This window comes from Candidatus Nitrosopumilus sp. bin_32a (assembly GCF_054095935.1).
In genome coordinates, this window is the sequence record NZ_JBSWSN010000001.1 from 125,661 (window position 1) to 139,552 (window position 13,892).

Sequence of the window (13,892 nt, forward strand, 5' to 3'; positions counted from 1 at the left end):
CTGGAAGGAAAATCTTCAAAACCTTTAAATCCTTATTGGCAAGAAACTCAATCGTTGACCCTCGTAACAAAATCAATCGATATTAAAACACCAGTAGAGAATGTTTTTACCTACTTTGCAAGACCAGAACATGTTTCTGATCAAATCAAAAATGACACAGTAGGTATGACAGTGATTCCTATGGATATCAAAGAAGGAATGGGTGTTGGAACAACTTTTAGAATTATCGGTGACTTTAGCGGTAAACGTTTAGAGTGGGATTGTGAAACAACTGAATTCATCAGAAATGAAAAAATCACTGCCAAGCAAATTGAAGGTCCTTTCAAGAACTGGCAAATTACCAACGAATTCAAGGCATTAGGTAATAATCTTACAAGAGTAACCATGTCCGTAGACTATGACATGCCATTTGGTCCTTTAGGAGCAATTTTGGATAAAGCAAAGTTTGCAAAATCTGCTGAGAGAGGAATGGAAACTGCTCTATACAACGTTAGAGGATTACTAGAAGGAAACGGTTCAATTCCAGTATACATTACATTGGATGCATACCAGAAACTTTTAGCCGAAAAGAAAAAGATGAATGATGTTCCAGTTTCAACTGCACTTACTGCAATCATTGAAAAGTACAATGAAATTGAAGCTAAAGCACAAAACTAAATTTTCATTTATTTTAAAATCTTAAGATTAATAACAACTCTAGGCTTATCAATTTCGGTGGGTCTATGGCGCAGCCAGGTAGCGCACCGGACTCTTAATCCGGTTGTCAAGGGTCCGAATCCCTTTAGACCCGCTTTAATTTTAAAAATTAAAAACTCTAGTAAATAAAATTATTTTTCTACTTTAATTTCGGTATATTTTCTTGCCAACTCTAATAACTCATCAACCCCAAGCGGTTTTGAAATTACTTTGATCAACCCTTCTTTGATTGCTTCTTGACTTTTTGGTTCAAATTCTGAAAATCCAGTAACGATAACAACATTTGCGTTTGTATCTATTTCTTTGATTTGTTTGAATGCTTGATACCCATCCATTACTGGCATATCCCCATCCATAATTACTAGTGAAGGCTTTTTTTCTATGAATTTTTTTACTCCTTCTTCACCATTTACAGCTGTATCTACATCAAATTCATGTATTTCTAAAATTTCTTTGTAGATTCCAATTAAATCTACATCGTCTTCTACAACTAGTACTGTCCTACCCATGCCCAAAATACTATTTTCATACTTTACTATTAAACACTACGTAAGTTCTAATTGTGACATATGGCAAATTAACTATTCCTCTAGTCAATGGTTTTTAAGGGAAAATGCAAAAAAAATTACCTGATAACGTATATTTTACAAATTTTGGAAAATATATGATGTTAAGAGGATTGAAAATTGAATGAACAAAACCTAATCAACAAGCAATTAAATGATAATAAACGATCTCTAATTTTATTAGTTGGCACTTTACTTGGATTTACAATTATTTATCAACTAAGACCTATTCTAGATGATGAACAATTCATGTGGATTTCAATTCCCACATATGCAATAGTTCCTGGTATTTTAACAGTATATTCTGCAATTCTTACAATAAAATTACACAAACAAAAACATTTCCAAGCTAAAGGATTTTTTGTTTTTACCATTGGTGCGGCATTTTGGTTTATAGCTGAGCAAATATGGCAAATGTATGATCATATTTGGGAAGGTGATCCATTCCCATCTGAAGCTGATATTTTCTATGTAGGTGCATATCCATTCATGATTGCATTTTTGTTTATTTCATTACGCCCTATACTCAAATCAACTAATAAAAAAGTCTGGATGTTTGCAATTGGCTTATCATTTTCATTTTTGGTACCTTCCGTATTAGCGGCATATGATGACATGGAAGGCGAAGAAGCATTTGCTACATCAATTGCTCTTGCATACCCTATCATGGCATCAATTCAAGTTGTTCCAGCTATAGTTGGAATATTATATCTTACAAAAAGATCTGCAAATTTTTCTTGGATGTTAGTATTATTTGGATTCATTATTTACAATATTTCAGACACATTCTTCTTGTTTGCAGAATTAGATGGTTCCTACTATGATGGGCATCCTGTTGATCTACTGTATGTCTATAGTTTTGTTTTGTTAATTTTTGCATTTCATATTAGATTGAAAGTTGCTAATCTTCCATCTTCTCAAAATATAGCAATGTTCTTTTCAGAAAATATACAATTTGATACGATTAGTAGATTTGGAATTCCATTAACCTTGGCAATTGTCTGTATGGTAATTTTGATTTCATTAGTTAATGCAATATTTGTAGAGTCCGATGAATCTCTTTCTACTCAAAGTCTAATGCTTGGAGTTGTAGCAATGATGGCAGTTTTTGCAGTAATAGTAATCACCATCAACAAAAATCTTTCACGTCTAGTTAAAATGAGAACCACTGAATTAATTGCTCAAAGAGATAACCTTGAAAATCTTGTAGAAGAGAAAACTGGTGAAATTTTAAAATCTGAACGATTATCTGCAATAGGTGAATTATCTGGCCGTCTTGCACATGACTTGAGAAATCCATTGTCTGTAATGAAAATGTCTATAGATTTACTAAAACAATCTCCAGCTGACTCAAAATTATCTGATGAAACTGTTACAAAGCGTATTGATTTGATTGAAAAAAGCATTGATAGAATTTCTCATCAAGTAGATGATGTTTTAGGCTATGTTAGAAATTCTCCTCTAAATTTGACTAATGTTTCACTAAGAGAACTCGTTCAAAACTCTTTGGACAAAGTAAACATCCCAAACGATGTAAATGTTGTAGTCTCCAAAAATGATTTAAACATTGACTGTGACGTGATTAAACTAGATGCGGTATTTATCAATCTAATAGTTAATTCAATTCAAGCAATGCCTGATGGTGGGAAAATTGAAATTAAAATATCTTCCAAAGATAACTTGGCAATATTACAATTCATTGATTCAGGAGAAGGTATTCCTGAAACAAATATGAATAAAATATTTGAGCCATTATTTACAACTAAACAAAAGGGAACTGGTCTTGGTTTAGCAAGCTGCAAAAATATTGTAGAGCAACATCAAGGAGAAATTAATGTAACCAATAATCCTACCACTTTTACAATAATTCTACCCAAAATCCTTTCTGTCCAACAAGTCAAACTACAATCAAAATAAAATTATAGTTTTTTTAATAGTGTAAATCTTGGTTTATCTGGCTCTATATCCTCATGCATATCCACATTACTGACAAATTTTACTTTGTAATCTAACCATCTATTTTGCATGTTCCGTGATTTTTGGTTTTCATCGATCTGTTTTTCTATTTCTTCAAATTTTTCACAATTCATTATCCATTTTCTAGAAACTCTGAACATTTCTGCAACTCCCTTTTCTAATGTCTTATCATCTAGATAATTCATTAATCCATGAGTAAACACAAAATCTATTGATGAATCCTCAAAAGGCAGATCAGTTATGGTGCCATTTTTGAAATTTCCAATAGGTAATTTTTCCTTTGCAATATCTAATGCATGATCATTTAGATCAATTCCTCCAAACTGTATTGTATCTGGAAGCAGTCTCAAATCAATTCCAGTTCCACAACCAATTTCTACAACACTTGTACAACGTAATGATGTAGCTAAATCTCTGACAAATTTTGCAAATTCTGCATTATACCTTGCTTCATTCTCATCAGAATATTTGTTCCAAAATTCCTCATTGTAACTCATAAATTTTTTCAAATAAAGCTGTATTTGATACTAATTGTTCAGTGCTGACATTTGCAAGGAATAAGCTTTGTATCAAACGTGCAATCATGCGGGCCGTCTGATTTTCCCTGCGTAGGAATTTCTTTCATACAATCACCATGTCTACCTTTCCTACAAAACCAGCAAATTTCCTGAGTTTCTCCAGGAGAGCATGAATCCATAATTTCTAATCCTTATTGCTGGTAAAAAAACTTCATGAATCTAGATAAACGTCAACCAAGGCAAAAATCTCTCATCTTTACCCATGACTACATCTGTAAATGATTTTTGTACTGTTTTAGTAACATTGCCCATCTTTCCATTTCCAATTTTCACTTTGTCGATCTGAGTTACAGACTTTACTTCAGCTGCAGTCCCTGTCATGAAAATTTCATCTGCATTATAGAGATCGTCTCGTTCTAGATCACGTTCAATTACAAAACCACCATTCTCTTCAATGATTTGAATAATACTATCTCTAGTAATTCCCTCTAATCCTCCTGCTGAAAGTGGAGGAGTTTGAATAATGTCGTCTTTAACTATGAAAATATTTTCAGCACTACCTTCTGCAACTTTGCCCTGAGAATTTAACATGATTGCTTCATCATATCCATTTTCTAATGCCTCCATTCTTGCAAGAGCTGCATTTGCATAGTTTGATGCAGCTTTTGCTTGCATTGGTTGAGATCTTGAATCAATTTTAATCCAACTAGATACTTTACATTTTGCTCCAGAGAATTTTCCTGCTTTTGATTCACCCATCTTCCATTCCCAGCAAGAAATTGAAACATCTACTTTGTTAGTAATAGGAGTTAACCCCATTGTTCCATATCCATAATATGCTAATGGTCTGATGTAAGATTCTTTGAGACCGCCTGCTTTTACTGTTTTAATAATTGCATCTGAAATTACTTTTTTTGAGAACTGCATTTTCATTGAATATAATTTTGCAGATTTGAATAATCTATCAACATGTTCTGGCAGTCTGAAAATTGCAGATCCATTTGGGGTATCGTAGCATCTAATTCCTTCAAAAATTGATGTCGAATAGTGTAATGCGTGAGTTAAAACATGAACTTTGGCATCTTTGAATGGTACTAATTTCCCATTCATCCATATTTTACCAACTTCTTTCATAGGAGAGCAAAAAATCAATGCTAATTTAAAGAATTATCTTTTTTTGTTGATTTTGACAACTGAAACTACATATCTGATTAATCATAACTTGTAGTATGGAATGGATTCTGGGTTTTGCAGGAATTGTTTGTCTGGTAATAGGCTTGGTTGGCCAGGCTTTTGAAATGAGAAAAATTCGTCTAAGCACTTACAAAGATGAGAATTTGGGCTCAGTCAATATTTTCATGAATAAGAAGAACTTCAAATGGTATGCTTTGTTAGGTATTGGGATTATTTTGTGGTACGCAGCTGAGCGTATGTGAACAGATCTATATAGATCAGGTCTAAATACTAGAAATTGTAACATATAGTATCGCGTGTTTTGGGTAACGCCGGACTAACTCTAGATAAAGGTCCAAGAATAAACCCATGAGTGCGTTTACAGGAGAAATCCCGTAACTCCACTCTTTAATTAAATAAAATTGATCTTTGAAATTTCTTGGTGAATTGTTTTAATAGCTTTTGTAATGTTGTTATCTGAATCTTCTATAACAATAATTATTCTTGAAGTCTCTTCTTGTGCATCTATGTTCAATATGTTTAATCCTGATTCACCAATCTTTGCACTAGTTCTAGAAACTACTTGCTGAACTCTCCACATCTCATCTCCAATCAGTGTAATGACTCCTCGGTTGTATGTAATTGTGGCAAGTGAATCAAATCCTAAGAGATATTTTTCATTTCTTTTAACATATTCTCCATCTAAAAATAATATTCTAGAAAATTCAAGACCGTCTTTTGTAAATGGTGATAGGATGACAAATTCACTGTAATGTTTGTCTTTTTCTAATGATGTTAATAATTTTTGAATACAACTAGTTTCAATTCTAAAAATAGCACAATTTTCTTTTCCTGTTACTATTTTTATCGGATGTCCTTTTTGCTCCTCCAAACTTCTTTTTATTGTAGTAATTTTTTCTGGATTCTTCATATTGGTAATTGTGATTGGCATGTCTACACCATTTTCTACAATTTCTTTTATTGCAATAGGATCTAAAATCTTCATACCAAACATTCCTGCAAGTCTTGCCTCATTGTATGACAATTGAATAATCTCTCTTAATTCAGAGTCTACTATTTTTGGATCTGCTGAAACCACCGCACTATCTTTTTCAAAGTCTATGCTAGTTTCATATTTCTTATGAAATAATATTCCTAGATCAGCTGCAGTTCTATCTGAGCCTCCACGCTCATATGTGGTAGTAATACCATCTACCGTTTTTCCAATAAACCCGCCAATTGCCACTACTTCATTTTTTTCTAGCAACTCTGCAGTCTTGCCTATTTTTTCTCTAGATTCTCCTATGAGAAAATTTGTAAATTCAATATTGTTATCAGTAATAATTGGCCAATTCTCAAATTCAACTGCTTCAGATATGATGTTGTTACTTCTTAGAATGTGGTTCATTACATGTGACATTAAAATTTCACCTGAAAATGCCAGTGCTTGGGATCTTGTCTCATTTGCAAATTCTTTATCTTTCAATGCCTCATCCAGTGCTTTTTGTGCTTTTTCTAGATGAAAATCAATAGTTTTTTTACAATTTTCCTTATTTTTATCATCAACCATTTCAAGAATTTTTTGATAAGTTGACTTTACAATATCTAATGACGGTGCTATTCCGTTTTCGGCATTTTTGCCCTGCTCTAAAATTATATCCGTCAATGAGCGCTTTTTTTCATTATGAATTGTTAGCGGTGCTGAAAAAACTGCAATAACTTTGGAATTTACTTTCAAATTACTTATTCGTTGAATAATTTTTGGAATGGTTTCACCATTTGGGCCGATTGCACTACCACCAAATTTGGCAACTATTAGATTAGTCATAGTATTTTATCAAATCCAATTTGCCTTCTATTAAGCATTTGATTGCTAATTCATCAATTTTTGAATAATCTTTGATGCCACTTTAGCACCTTCTCTATTACTTGGATTTCTTTTTGTTTCAAGTTTTTCTAGAATTAATTCTTTTAATCTGTCAATGTCTTCAAATACAAATCCTTGCTCTTTTGCATTATCCTCTTGCTCAAAATGTCCTTTGATTGGTATAAAAATTCCAGGTGTTCCATAAGCATTAGCCTCATCTATTGTTGATTTTCCAGCCAACGAAATAATCAAATCTGCTGCAAAAATTAATTCATGTAAGTTATCCACAAATCCCAAATTTTTCACATTTTCAAATTTTCTGTTTACTGCTGGACCTGTTACTAAAATAATTTCAATGTCTTGATCAATTTTTGAAATAATGCCCAATACTTTCTCAATTAGAAATAATCCTGCATCAGTACCCCCCATGGATACGACTATGGTATTTTTTTCAAAAGAAAATTTCTTTCTTAATTCATTCCTTGTTAGATCTGTTTGTCTTACTATGGGACCGACTCTTTTGATATTGTCTTGACTATCACCATTTTCAGGAATAATCACAATGTCGCATTTTTCAATAATTCCTTGCATTGATTTATTCATCTTTTTTTCAACAAAAGATGCTATTCCTTTAGTGAAATGAGTTTCCAACACATCAGTAATTAAAATTGTTGGCATTTTCATCTCCTGTGCAACAGCTAATGATGCAAAATCCTCATCACTGATTACTAAATCTGGTTTGTTTTTTTCAATGATTTTCTGTGAAATATTTTTACAATCTCTGTAATATTGATAATAATTCCATAACCACTTTGCTGGATTCTTTAAAGTTCCATTTTCAATAATGAAAGATGGTGGATTGTATACATCTTGTACTTTATAATCTAGTTTTTTTAGGATTTTTGCAGCGCCACTACCAGTGACAAAGTTTGTTGAAACATTTTCAAAATTATTTACAATTGCAATATCTCGTGTTACATGACCCAATCCAATTGGACTGGAAAAAAAACTATAATCCTTCATGATTTTCTTGATTTTTTATCAAATTTCTAGATTTTCTCTTGTCTCAAAGTTTAAATGGTTTTTACAAAGGTAGGTTTCTGGGCTCATAGTCCAGGTCGGTTATGACGTCGCCCTTACACGGCGAAGATCCGGGGTTCAAATCCCCGTGGGCCCATTTTTGTACCCAATTTGGGGGCTGGGCCCAAAAAGAATGATGAATTTTTAGTTTTTACAAAGATGAATCTATTTTATTTCCAAAAATAGTTCAAGCCTTTAAGGATTCATTTTGTATATCTAAAACAGAATTAGTCGTCTGCAGTTAGCACATGTAAGGCAATTAATGCAACTAGCAAAATCACCAACCCGAATTGTCCATGCAATAACCTGTTGAACATTTTAGCATTTCTTGATGAAGTGTATCTCAACAAAACCCCGCTGATCATCAGCACAGTCATTACTATTGCAAGGGACAGCGAAATTGACTCTAAATTACTAGATAGCAATAATCCGTGAAGCATCCCTGCAAAATACCCAATAGAGTTTAGAATAATGTGGAAATTCAAAATAGGCTTGTATGATGGTGCCATCTGTCTTGCTATCTGAACAGTTGAACCTCCTGCCTTTACGGCAAATTTTCTTACTTTGTTAAATGCAATAAATGGAACATTTGCAATTACTCCTGCTCCAATTGCAACCCATCCTAAATCTTCAATTGCATCATTATCATCGTCAGCAAAAGCTTGTGATGGAATCAAAAAAAGAAGAAAAATTAGGAAAAGATACCTGTTTCTCATTTGTATCTCCTATTCTTTTACCAGTTTTGGTTTTTTTGCACTGATGATTTTGAATCCAGTATAACCAATGGTTCCCGCAATTGCAGATATTGTGACATATAGAACCATGTCAGACATTCCGCTCCCTAGTCCGATTCCTTCATCATCGTCATCGTCTTCACGTTCGTCATCTTCTCTTTCCCCAAATCCAATTCTTTCATCGTCATCATCATCGTCTTCATCCGCAAATACAGGAACTGTAGTTACTGTGATTGCAAGAAGCAATGTCAAAAACAAAGAGAGTTTGGTCATTATTTGACCTCCTCAAGTTTTGGTTTGAGCCATGACTCTTTTCTTGCTTGTACAAGTGTTAGAACTGAACCTAAAACAATTCCTGCCTGAAGTACTTTTGATACCATTCCTAGATGTCCTATACTTCCTGCCTCCATCCCAAACACCATTGCCATGTCTGTTCTAGTAACTGCATACAGTGCCATGATTCCAACTGTTCCTGCAATTGCAACTATGTGTGGTAACGTACTTTGTTTCTTTAACATCAAATATGCAACTGGAAGATATGCAACTGCAACAATTAGAAAGAATGGTCCTTTTACCATGTCTTGTTCTTCAAATAGTTCTTCTGAGGTTTCTACAAAATACACTGCAGAAGTTGCTATCATCAAACCTACAACTATTCCAATAATTGATTTATTCATACATCTTATACGTCAAAGTGCATTTAATGCGTCACTATCGTTCTCATTTTTTGGGAATGGGCTATTTTTCTGAAAACTTTTGCCAGAGCCTTACAATCTTGTCTTCCATCTTCACATGTTCTAGACTGTAGGAAAGCTCTCCGTCCCTAAACGTTACATTGATTTGAAAAGTCCAGTTTTTGTAATAACTCTCATCCTGACCTTCAAGAGTCCTGACCACTTTGGTCTTTTTGACAATTTTTAGCTCTTCTAATTTTCGTATCTTTCTGTATGCAGTTGATTGGGGGATGTTCAGAAGGTTAGATACTTGTTGAATGGTCAGTTCTGTTTTTGAAAGTAAACTGATTATTTCCCTGCTTTGCTCATCAGACAATATTGCAATTATCTCGTCAGTCTCTTTCATTTCAGCTTCGTTTAACAGCCAAGATCAGTACAATAAAGCCTGCAATCTCTATACTTTCTTCAATTGTTTCAAGAATATCGTGTTCTAAAAATGATAAAATATCTCCTAAAACCGTATCTCCAATCACAATTAATGAAAAACCTGCTGCCAGTAATGCCATGGGAGGATACTTTGTTTTCTTAAACGCCTTCATAGCTATGTAGACTAACGCAAATCCTACTATCAGATGAACTACAAGAAATGCATAATGTATGACTGATTCTTCCATTGTTGTAATAAGGTAATTTTAGATATAATATGTAACTGTCATTCTCAGAATTTGGGAATCCTTTTGAATTAGATGAATAATTTCATGCCTATTTGCGTCTCATTTTATCCCCAAAACAGTGGGTGAATCCCCGTGGGCCCATTTTTAACCTCAAAAATTCTATTTTAATTAAATATTCGACTCATCAAACATGATTGTGTCTGAACAAGTTACGACAAAAAAATTTCTGATTATTACCCTATTCATTTTATTTTCACTAATATTTCTAGGTGGAATTTTCGCTGCGACAAATACAATCGCAGTTAGTGCAGGACAAGAATTATCCTATCCGTCTTGGTTGGTAATTTCATATCTCGCTGGACTATCTATGATTATTCTCCCATGCACTTTACCCCTTGTTTTCATAATTATTCCACTCAGTATGGGAAAAGGAGGAAAGAAGGGACTTGCAATGGCATTGCTTTTTGGTACCGGGTTAACAATCACAATTACACTTTACGGATTTGGAATCGGCACTTTAGGTCAGACAGCAGATTTAGATCAAATTTCTGTTTACATGTTTTTAATCGCTGGTATTGCAGCATTTGTTTTTGGTTTATCACAACTCAAACTATTTGAGATAAAACTTCCATCTTATTCTGGAACTCCAAAATTTATTCAGAATAGAGGTGACTATCCAAAATCTTTTTTCATGGGATTGCTTTTAGGTAATGCTGGAGTTGGATGCCCCAACCCTATGTTTTATTGGCTTTTGATCTATGTTGCAGGAAGTGGAAGTATGGAAATTGGCGCAAGCTTAGGAGCAGTACATGGAGTCGGTCGTGCAATTCCTTTAATTTTATTATCTGTTCTTGCTATTGTTGGAATAAATGCGACAAAGGGTATCACTGTAAACCGTCAACGAATTGAACATCTAACTGGTTGGATGTTAATTGTTATTGGTGCATTTTTAATTATTAATGGAATTCCTGGCGGTCATGAGTGGTATGAAAGTACAATTATCCATACTGGATGGAATAATCTTGTTTCTACCACTTTACTTCCTCCAGAGTTTCATGTTGGTGAACATGAACATGAACATGTATCAGAAATACCTGAAGATATTGTGCCTATTTTATTTGTAGGCTTGATTATATTTCCAATAGTTTGGTATTTTAGCAAGAAAAAACGAAATGTATGTACATGAAAGATCCTGTCTGTGGAATGGAAATTGGAGAGAAAGGAGAATCATTAATGCATAAAGACAAAGAATATCGATTTTGTTGTGCATCATGTAGGTGGGCATTTGAACAAAATCCTGATCAATTTTTAGAATCATGAAAGTTCAAGTTCTAACTACTCCTGGCTGTTCAAACTGTAAGGTCTTAGAAAGAATGTTAGACAAACTTGAGGTATCATATGATTTGATTGATGTTACAGAAAATCCAGAATATTTAGAAAAATACCCCATTTTTATTGCTCCAGGTCTAGTAATTAATGGGAAATTAGAATTTACTGGCATTCCAAAAATTGATGAACTTGAAAAGAAACTTTCCAAATAACTAACAATGTTTTTTACTCTGTAAAAATTAATAACTCCATATGACTGAATTTTCATCTGAGGAAAAAACTATCCTTGTTCAATATGGAATAAAAAAATATGAAAATGAAAATATTGTCACTGAAAAACTAAAGAACATATTATCTGAAAAAGATATTCAAAGAAATATTGATACTCTTCTTGGAACTCAACGAGTTAGACGAATTGGGCCTGAAAATCTTCAAAACAATGAGAGTCACACTGAACTACCAGAACTGCCAGAAAATCTCAAGTCAATAATTGATGATATTTAATCTGAAAAATTCTTAAATCCCTATCCTGTTAGTTCTTGATATGAACAAGTTTATTTTATTTTCTAGTATTTTGACATTGACTCTCCTTTTACCATTTTCAGTAGATTTTGCCTTTGCACATCCTCATTCTGGTCAAGTTCTAATCAACGGTCATACTCATGAACCTCAAACTGAAATTATTCCATTAACTGGAATTATCGGTCTTGAAAAGTCGACAATCTTTTTCCATTCTTCTGAGGACAATACTTTACCTTGGGCATTTGTTGAAGGAAAGATTGCAAATCATGTTGAAGGTTATCCAGTAATAATTCAAATATTCAAAGAAAATGACGCTGTTCATTTTGCTCAGACTGATGTAAGTTCAGATGGCAATTACGAGTACAAGTTTAGAGTATTGAGCTCTGAAAATGGTGTAACTAGCAAAATCTTTGATGGTGATTATTCAGTAAAAATCTTCAAAGTAGTGTACATGTATCAAGAAAGTCTAATTTAGAATCCTCGTAGTCCTTCTGGGCGTACTGTCTCTGGATGCTGTTTCATCCATTCAACTTTTTCTAACATCTCTTGCTTGTCTTGAGGAAAAGTACCCTTTACTGTATATGCATTAGAACCGTGATTTACTCTGAATACGATCTCTTCTTTTGTTTCAATTTGATTAACCAAATCATATAGCTCTTCTAATGATTCATCATCATCTATTCTGATAAATTCCCCTTCGTACTTGTCGATAAATTCTTGTTTGATTCCATTTTCTAAATAGAGAGTTAGTGCACCTACATAATGTGGTGAGCAAGCACTGATCACTTCTGCAGTCCCTTTGATATGATCTTTAGAATATTTCTTTCCACCCAATCCCAAAATTACCATGCATGACATTACATATCCTGCTTCTTTTGCCTTGTTGACAGATTTGATAATTGTTTTTGCAATTGCTCCTTTTGTCACTTTTTTTAGTACAATGTCGGAACCACTTTCAATTCCTAGGTAGAACATGTCTAGTCCTGCCTCATTCATTTTTTTTAGTTCTTCAGATGTTTTCTTTAGAATGTTCATAGGCATTGCATAACAAGAAATTCTTTCAATGTTTTGAAATTTTTCTCTAATGTATTTTACAATTTTAATCATATATTCTGAATCAAGATTTAATGCATCACCATCTGCAAGAAATACTCTTCTAGTATCGGGTAGATATCCTGCCATCATGTCAATTTCTGCCTTTACATCTTCCCATTTTCTTTCAGAATATTCTTTTGATCTATACATATCACAAAATGAGCATTCATTAAATGAACAACCTAATGTTACTTGAAAAATTAATGATCTAGCTTCTGAGGGCGGTCTGTATAATGGCGCATCATAATTTAACATCATTTTTTTGTTCATTCAAATTTGACTGATTATGTTTTTTATACTTTCTACTATTGTGTGTCTCAGAATACCTTTTAGTAGTAAATATCAAGAAATTTCATAACTTATGGCCACTGATCCTGATGCAAAAAGACTACTATGGTTTGTATTTGCAGGTTCACGCGGGGGATTAAATCGATTAAAAATAATTTCAAAATTAAAGGAAAATCCACTAAATACTAATCAACTTGCAAAAGAATTAGGCCTTGATTACAAGGCCATTCAACATCACATTAAGGTGCTTGAAAAAAATAACTTGATTACAAAGGCTGGAGAAAAATACGGTGTGATCTTTTTCATATCCAACTTTCTAGAAGTAAATATGGAGACATTTGAAGAAATTGAAGGAAAATTGGACAAAAGTAAATAAAAGCTCCCGAGGTGTTTTACACTAAATGGAATCTACTTCTCTAGTATTGTCAATTGTTTCAATTGCTAATATGGGCATACTTGGTGTTCTTATTGCAATATTTGGAAGAATGTATGGGAAGACTAGAGCTCAACTTCCATTAGGTATGATAGTTGTTGCGGGAATGTTATTCTTGCACAATGTAATTGGTGCATTAGCCTATTTCTCCATGGAAATGATTTTCTCAAATGAAATATTCCCATACATGTTAGGAGTAGGAATTGCAGAACTTGCAGGATTGATAATATTTTTGAAGATTACTTTGGACTAACCTTAGTTTATTT

21 protein-coding genes and 2 tRNA genes are annotated in these 13,892 nt (G+C 33.3%); 12 read left to right on the forward strand and 11 right to left on the reverse strand.

The features are described 5' to 3' along the window. The first annotated feature begins 54 nt into the window (after positions 1-54). Together ACW9XH_RS00675 and ACW9XH_RS00680 are read left to right on the forward strand one after the other, a co-directional pair. The gene (locus tag ACW9XH_RS00675) at positions 55-657 is read left to right on the forward strand and encodes an SRPBCC family protein (RefSeq protein ID WP_457758731.1); all 603 of its coding nucleotides are present in this window, start codon (positions 55-57) and stop codon (positions 655-657) included. Between the two features lie 59 nt (positions 658-716). Next, positions 717-790, forward strand: a tRNA-Lys gene (locus tag ACW9XH_RS00680). Between the two features lie 37 nt (positions 791-827). Here the strand turns inward: ACW9XH_RS00680 and ACW9XH_RS00685 are convergent. Further along, a complete protein-coding gene (locus ACW9XH_RS00685; protein WP_457758732.1) occupies positions 828-1,205 on the reverse strand; it encodes a response regulator in 378 nt (125 codons plus the stop codon). Between the two features lie 177 nt (positions 1,206-1,382). On the opposite strand from ACW9XH_RS00685, the gene ACW9XH_RS00690 reads away from it, so the two are divergent. Beyond that, positions 1,383-3,179, forward strand: a complete 1,797-nt coding sequence (locus tag ACW9XH_RS00690) for a sensor histidine kinase (RefSeq protein ID WP_457758733.1) — start codon at positions 1,383-1,385, stop codon at positions 3,177-3,179. A 2-nt stretch (positions 3,180-3,181) separates the two neighbouring features. On the opposite strand, the gene ACW9XH_RS00695 is transcribed toward ACW9XH_RS00690, so the two are convergent. Both ACW9XH_RS00695 and ACW9XH_RS00700 read right to left on the reverse strand, forming a co-directional pair. After that, entirely contained in the window at positions 3,182-3,736 is a 555-nt protein-coding gene (locus ACW9XH_RS00695; RefSeq protein ID WP_457758734.1) for a class I SAM-dependent methyltransferase, read from the reverse strand. 240 nt (positions 3,737-3,976) lie between these two features. Beyond that, a complete protein-coding gene (locus tag ACW9XH_RS00700) occupies positions 3,977-4,891 on the reverse strand; it encodes a branched-chain amino acid transaminase (RefSeq protein ID WP_457758735.1) in 915 nt (304 codons plus the stop codon). A gap of 95 nt (positions 4,892-4,986) precedes the next feature. On the opposite strand from ACW9XH_RS00700, the gene ACW9XH_RS00705 reads away from it, so the two are divergent. After that, entirely contained in the window at positions 4,987-5,193 is a 207-nt protein-coding gene (locus tag ACW9XH_RS00705; protein WP_457758736.1) for a hypothetical protein, read from the forward strand. Positions 5,194-5,342: 149 nt separating this feature from the next. Here ACW9XH_RS00705 and ACW9XH_RS00710 read toward each other — a convergent pair whose 3' ends face one another. Further along, entirely contained in the window at positions 5,343-6,758 is a 1,416-nt protein-coding gene (locus ACW9XH_RS00710) for an amino acid kinase family protein (RefSeq protein WP_457758737.1), read from the reverse strand. A 45-nt stretch (positions 6,759-6,803) separates the two neighbouring features. Further along, complete coding sequence (locus tag ACW9XH_RS00715; protein ID WP_457758738.1) at positions 6,804-7,820, reverse strand: UDP-N-acetylglucosamine--N-acetylmuramyl-(pentapeptide) pyrophosphoryl-undecaprenol N-acetylglucosamine transferase; 1,017 nt, start codon at positions 7,818-7,820, stop codon at positions 6,804-6,806. 79 nt (positions 7,821-7,899) lie between these two features. Here ACW9XH_RS00715 and ACW9XH_RS00720 point away from each other — a divergent pair. Further along, positions 7,900-7,974 (forward strand) — tRNA-Val (locus ACW9XH_RS00720). Positions 7,975-8,104: 130 nt separating this feature from the next. Here ACW9XH_RS00720 and ACW9XH_RS00725 read toward each other — a convergent pair. From ACW9XH_RS00725 to ACW9XH_RS00745, 5 genes are all read right to left on the reverse strand, one after another. Continuing rightward, the gene (locus ACW9XH_RS00725; RefSeq protein WP_457758739.1) at positions 8,105-8,554 is read right to left on the reverse strand and encodes a hypothetical protein; all 450 of its coding nucleotides are present in this window, start codon (positions 8,552-8,554) and stop codon (positions 8,105-8,107) included. A gap of 48 nt (positions 8,555-8,602) precedes the next feature. Further along, on the reverse strand, positions 8,603-8,884 hold the full coding sequence (locus ACW9XH_RS00730; RefSeq protein ID WP_457758740.1) for a hypothetical protein: 282 nt from the start codon (positions 8,882-8,884) through the stop codon (positions 8,603-8,605). Further along, complete coding sequence (locus ACW9XH_RS00735) at positions 8,884-9,288, reverse strand: hypothetical protein (protein ID WP_457758741.1); 405 nt, start codon at positions 9,286-9,288, stop codon at positions 8,884-8,886. Before ACW9XH_RS00735 ends, ACW9XH_RS00730 begins: the two co-directional genes overlap by 1 nt. Before the next feature lie 61 nt (positions 9,289-9,349). Beyond that, positions 9,350-9,691 (reverse strand): ArsR/SmtB family transcription factor, encoded by a 342-nt coding sequence (locus ACW9XH_RS00740; RefSeq protein ID WP_457758742.1) that lies wholly within the window; start codon positions 9,689-9,691, stop codon positions 9,350-9,352. Position 9,692: 1 nt separating this feature from the next. Beyond that, positions 9,693-9,959, reverse strand: coding sequence for a DUF7521 family protein (locus tag ACW9XH_RS00745; protein WP_457758743.1), 267 nt, complete (start codon positions 9,957-9,959; stop codon positions 9,693-9,695). Positions 9,960-10,149: 190 nt separating this feature from the next. Here ACW9XH_RS00745 and ACW9XH_RS00750 point away from each other — a divergent pair, with 190 nt between their 5' ends. Genes ACW9XH_RS00750 through ACW9XH_RS00770 form a run of 5 tightly spaced genes read left to right on the forward strand, consistent with a single transcriptional unit; the run spans position 10,150 to position 12,285 of the window. After that, complete coding sequence (locus tag ACW9XH_RS00750) at positions 10,150-11,145, forward strand: cytochrome c biogenesis CcdA family protein (RefSeq protein WP_457758744.1); 996 nt, start codon at positions 10,150-10,152, stop codon at positions 11,143-11,145. Further along, positions 11,142-11,279: a YHS domain-containing protein gene (locus ACW9XH_RS00755; RefSeq protein WP_457758745.1), complete on the forward strand. Its 138-nt coding sequence runs from the start codon at positions 11,142-11,144 to the stop codon at positions 11,277-11,279. The genes ACW9XH_RS00750 and ACW9XH_RS00755 overlap by 4 nt, the downstream gene beginning before the upstream one ends. Continuing rightward, entirely contained in the window at positions 11,276-11,500 is a 225-nt protein-coding gene (locus tag ACW9XH_RS00760) for a thioredoxin family protein (protein ID WP_457758746.1), read from the forward strand. The genes ACW9XH_RS00755 and ACW9XH_RS00760 overlap by 4 nt, the downstream gene beginning before the upstream one ends. A gap of 40 nt (positions 11,501-11,540) precedes the next feature. After that, complete coding sequence (locus tag ACW9XH_RS00765; protein ID WP_457758747.1) at positions 11,541-11,792, forward strand: hypothetical protein; 252 nt, start codon at positions 11,541-11,543, stop codon at positions 11,790-11,792. Between the two features lie 40 nt (positions 11,793-11,832). Then, the gene (locus ACW9XH_RS00770; RefSeq protein WP_457758748.1) at positions 11,833-12,285 is read left to right on the forward strand and encodes a hypothetical protein; all 453 of its coding nucleotides are present in this window, start codon (positions 11,833-11,835) and stop codon (positions 12,283-12,285) included. Here ACW9XH_RS00770 and ACW9XH_RS00775 read toward each other — a convergent pair. Beyond that, positions 12,282-13,163, reverse strand: coding sequence for a radical SAM protein (locus ACW9XH_RS00775; RefSeq protein ID WP_457758779.1), 882 nt, complete (start codon positions 13,161-13,163; stop codon positions 12,282-12,284). The two genes, ACW9XH_RS00770 and ACW9XH_RS00775, sit on opposite strands and share 4 nt — an antisense overlap. A gap of 103 nt (positions 13,164-13,266) precedes the next feature. Here ACW9XH_RS00775 and ACW9XH_RS00780 point away from each other — a divergent pair, with 103 nt between their 5' ends. Together ACW9XH_RS00780 and ACW9XH_RS00785 are read left to right on the forward strand one after the other, a co-directional pair. Beyond that, on the forward strand, positions 13,267-13,569 hold the full coding sequence (locus tag ACW9XH_RS00780; RefSeq protein ID WP_457758749.1) for an ArsR/SmtB family transcription factor: 303 nt from the start codon (positions 13,267-13,269) through the stop codon (positions 13,567-13,569). 25 nt (positions 13,570-13,594) lie between these two features. After that, complete coding sequence (locus ACW9XH_RS00785) at positions 13,595-13,879, forward strand: hypothetical protein (RefSeq protein ID WP_457758750.1); 285 nt, start codon at positions 13,595-13,597, stop codon at positions 13,877-13,879. Positions 13,880-13,892: the final 13 nt, after the last annotated feature.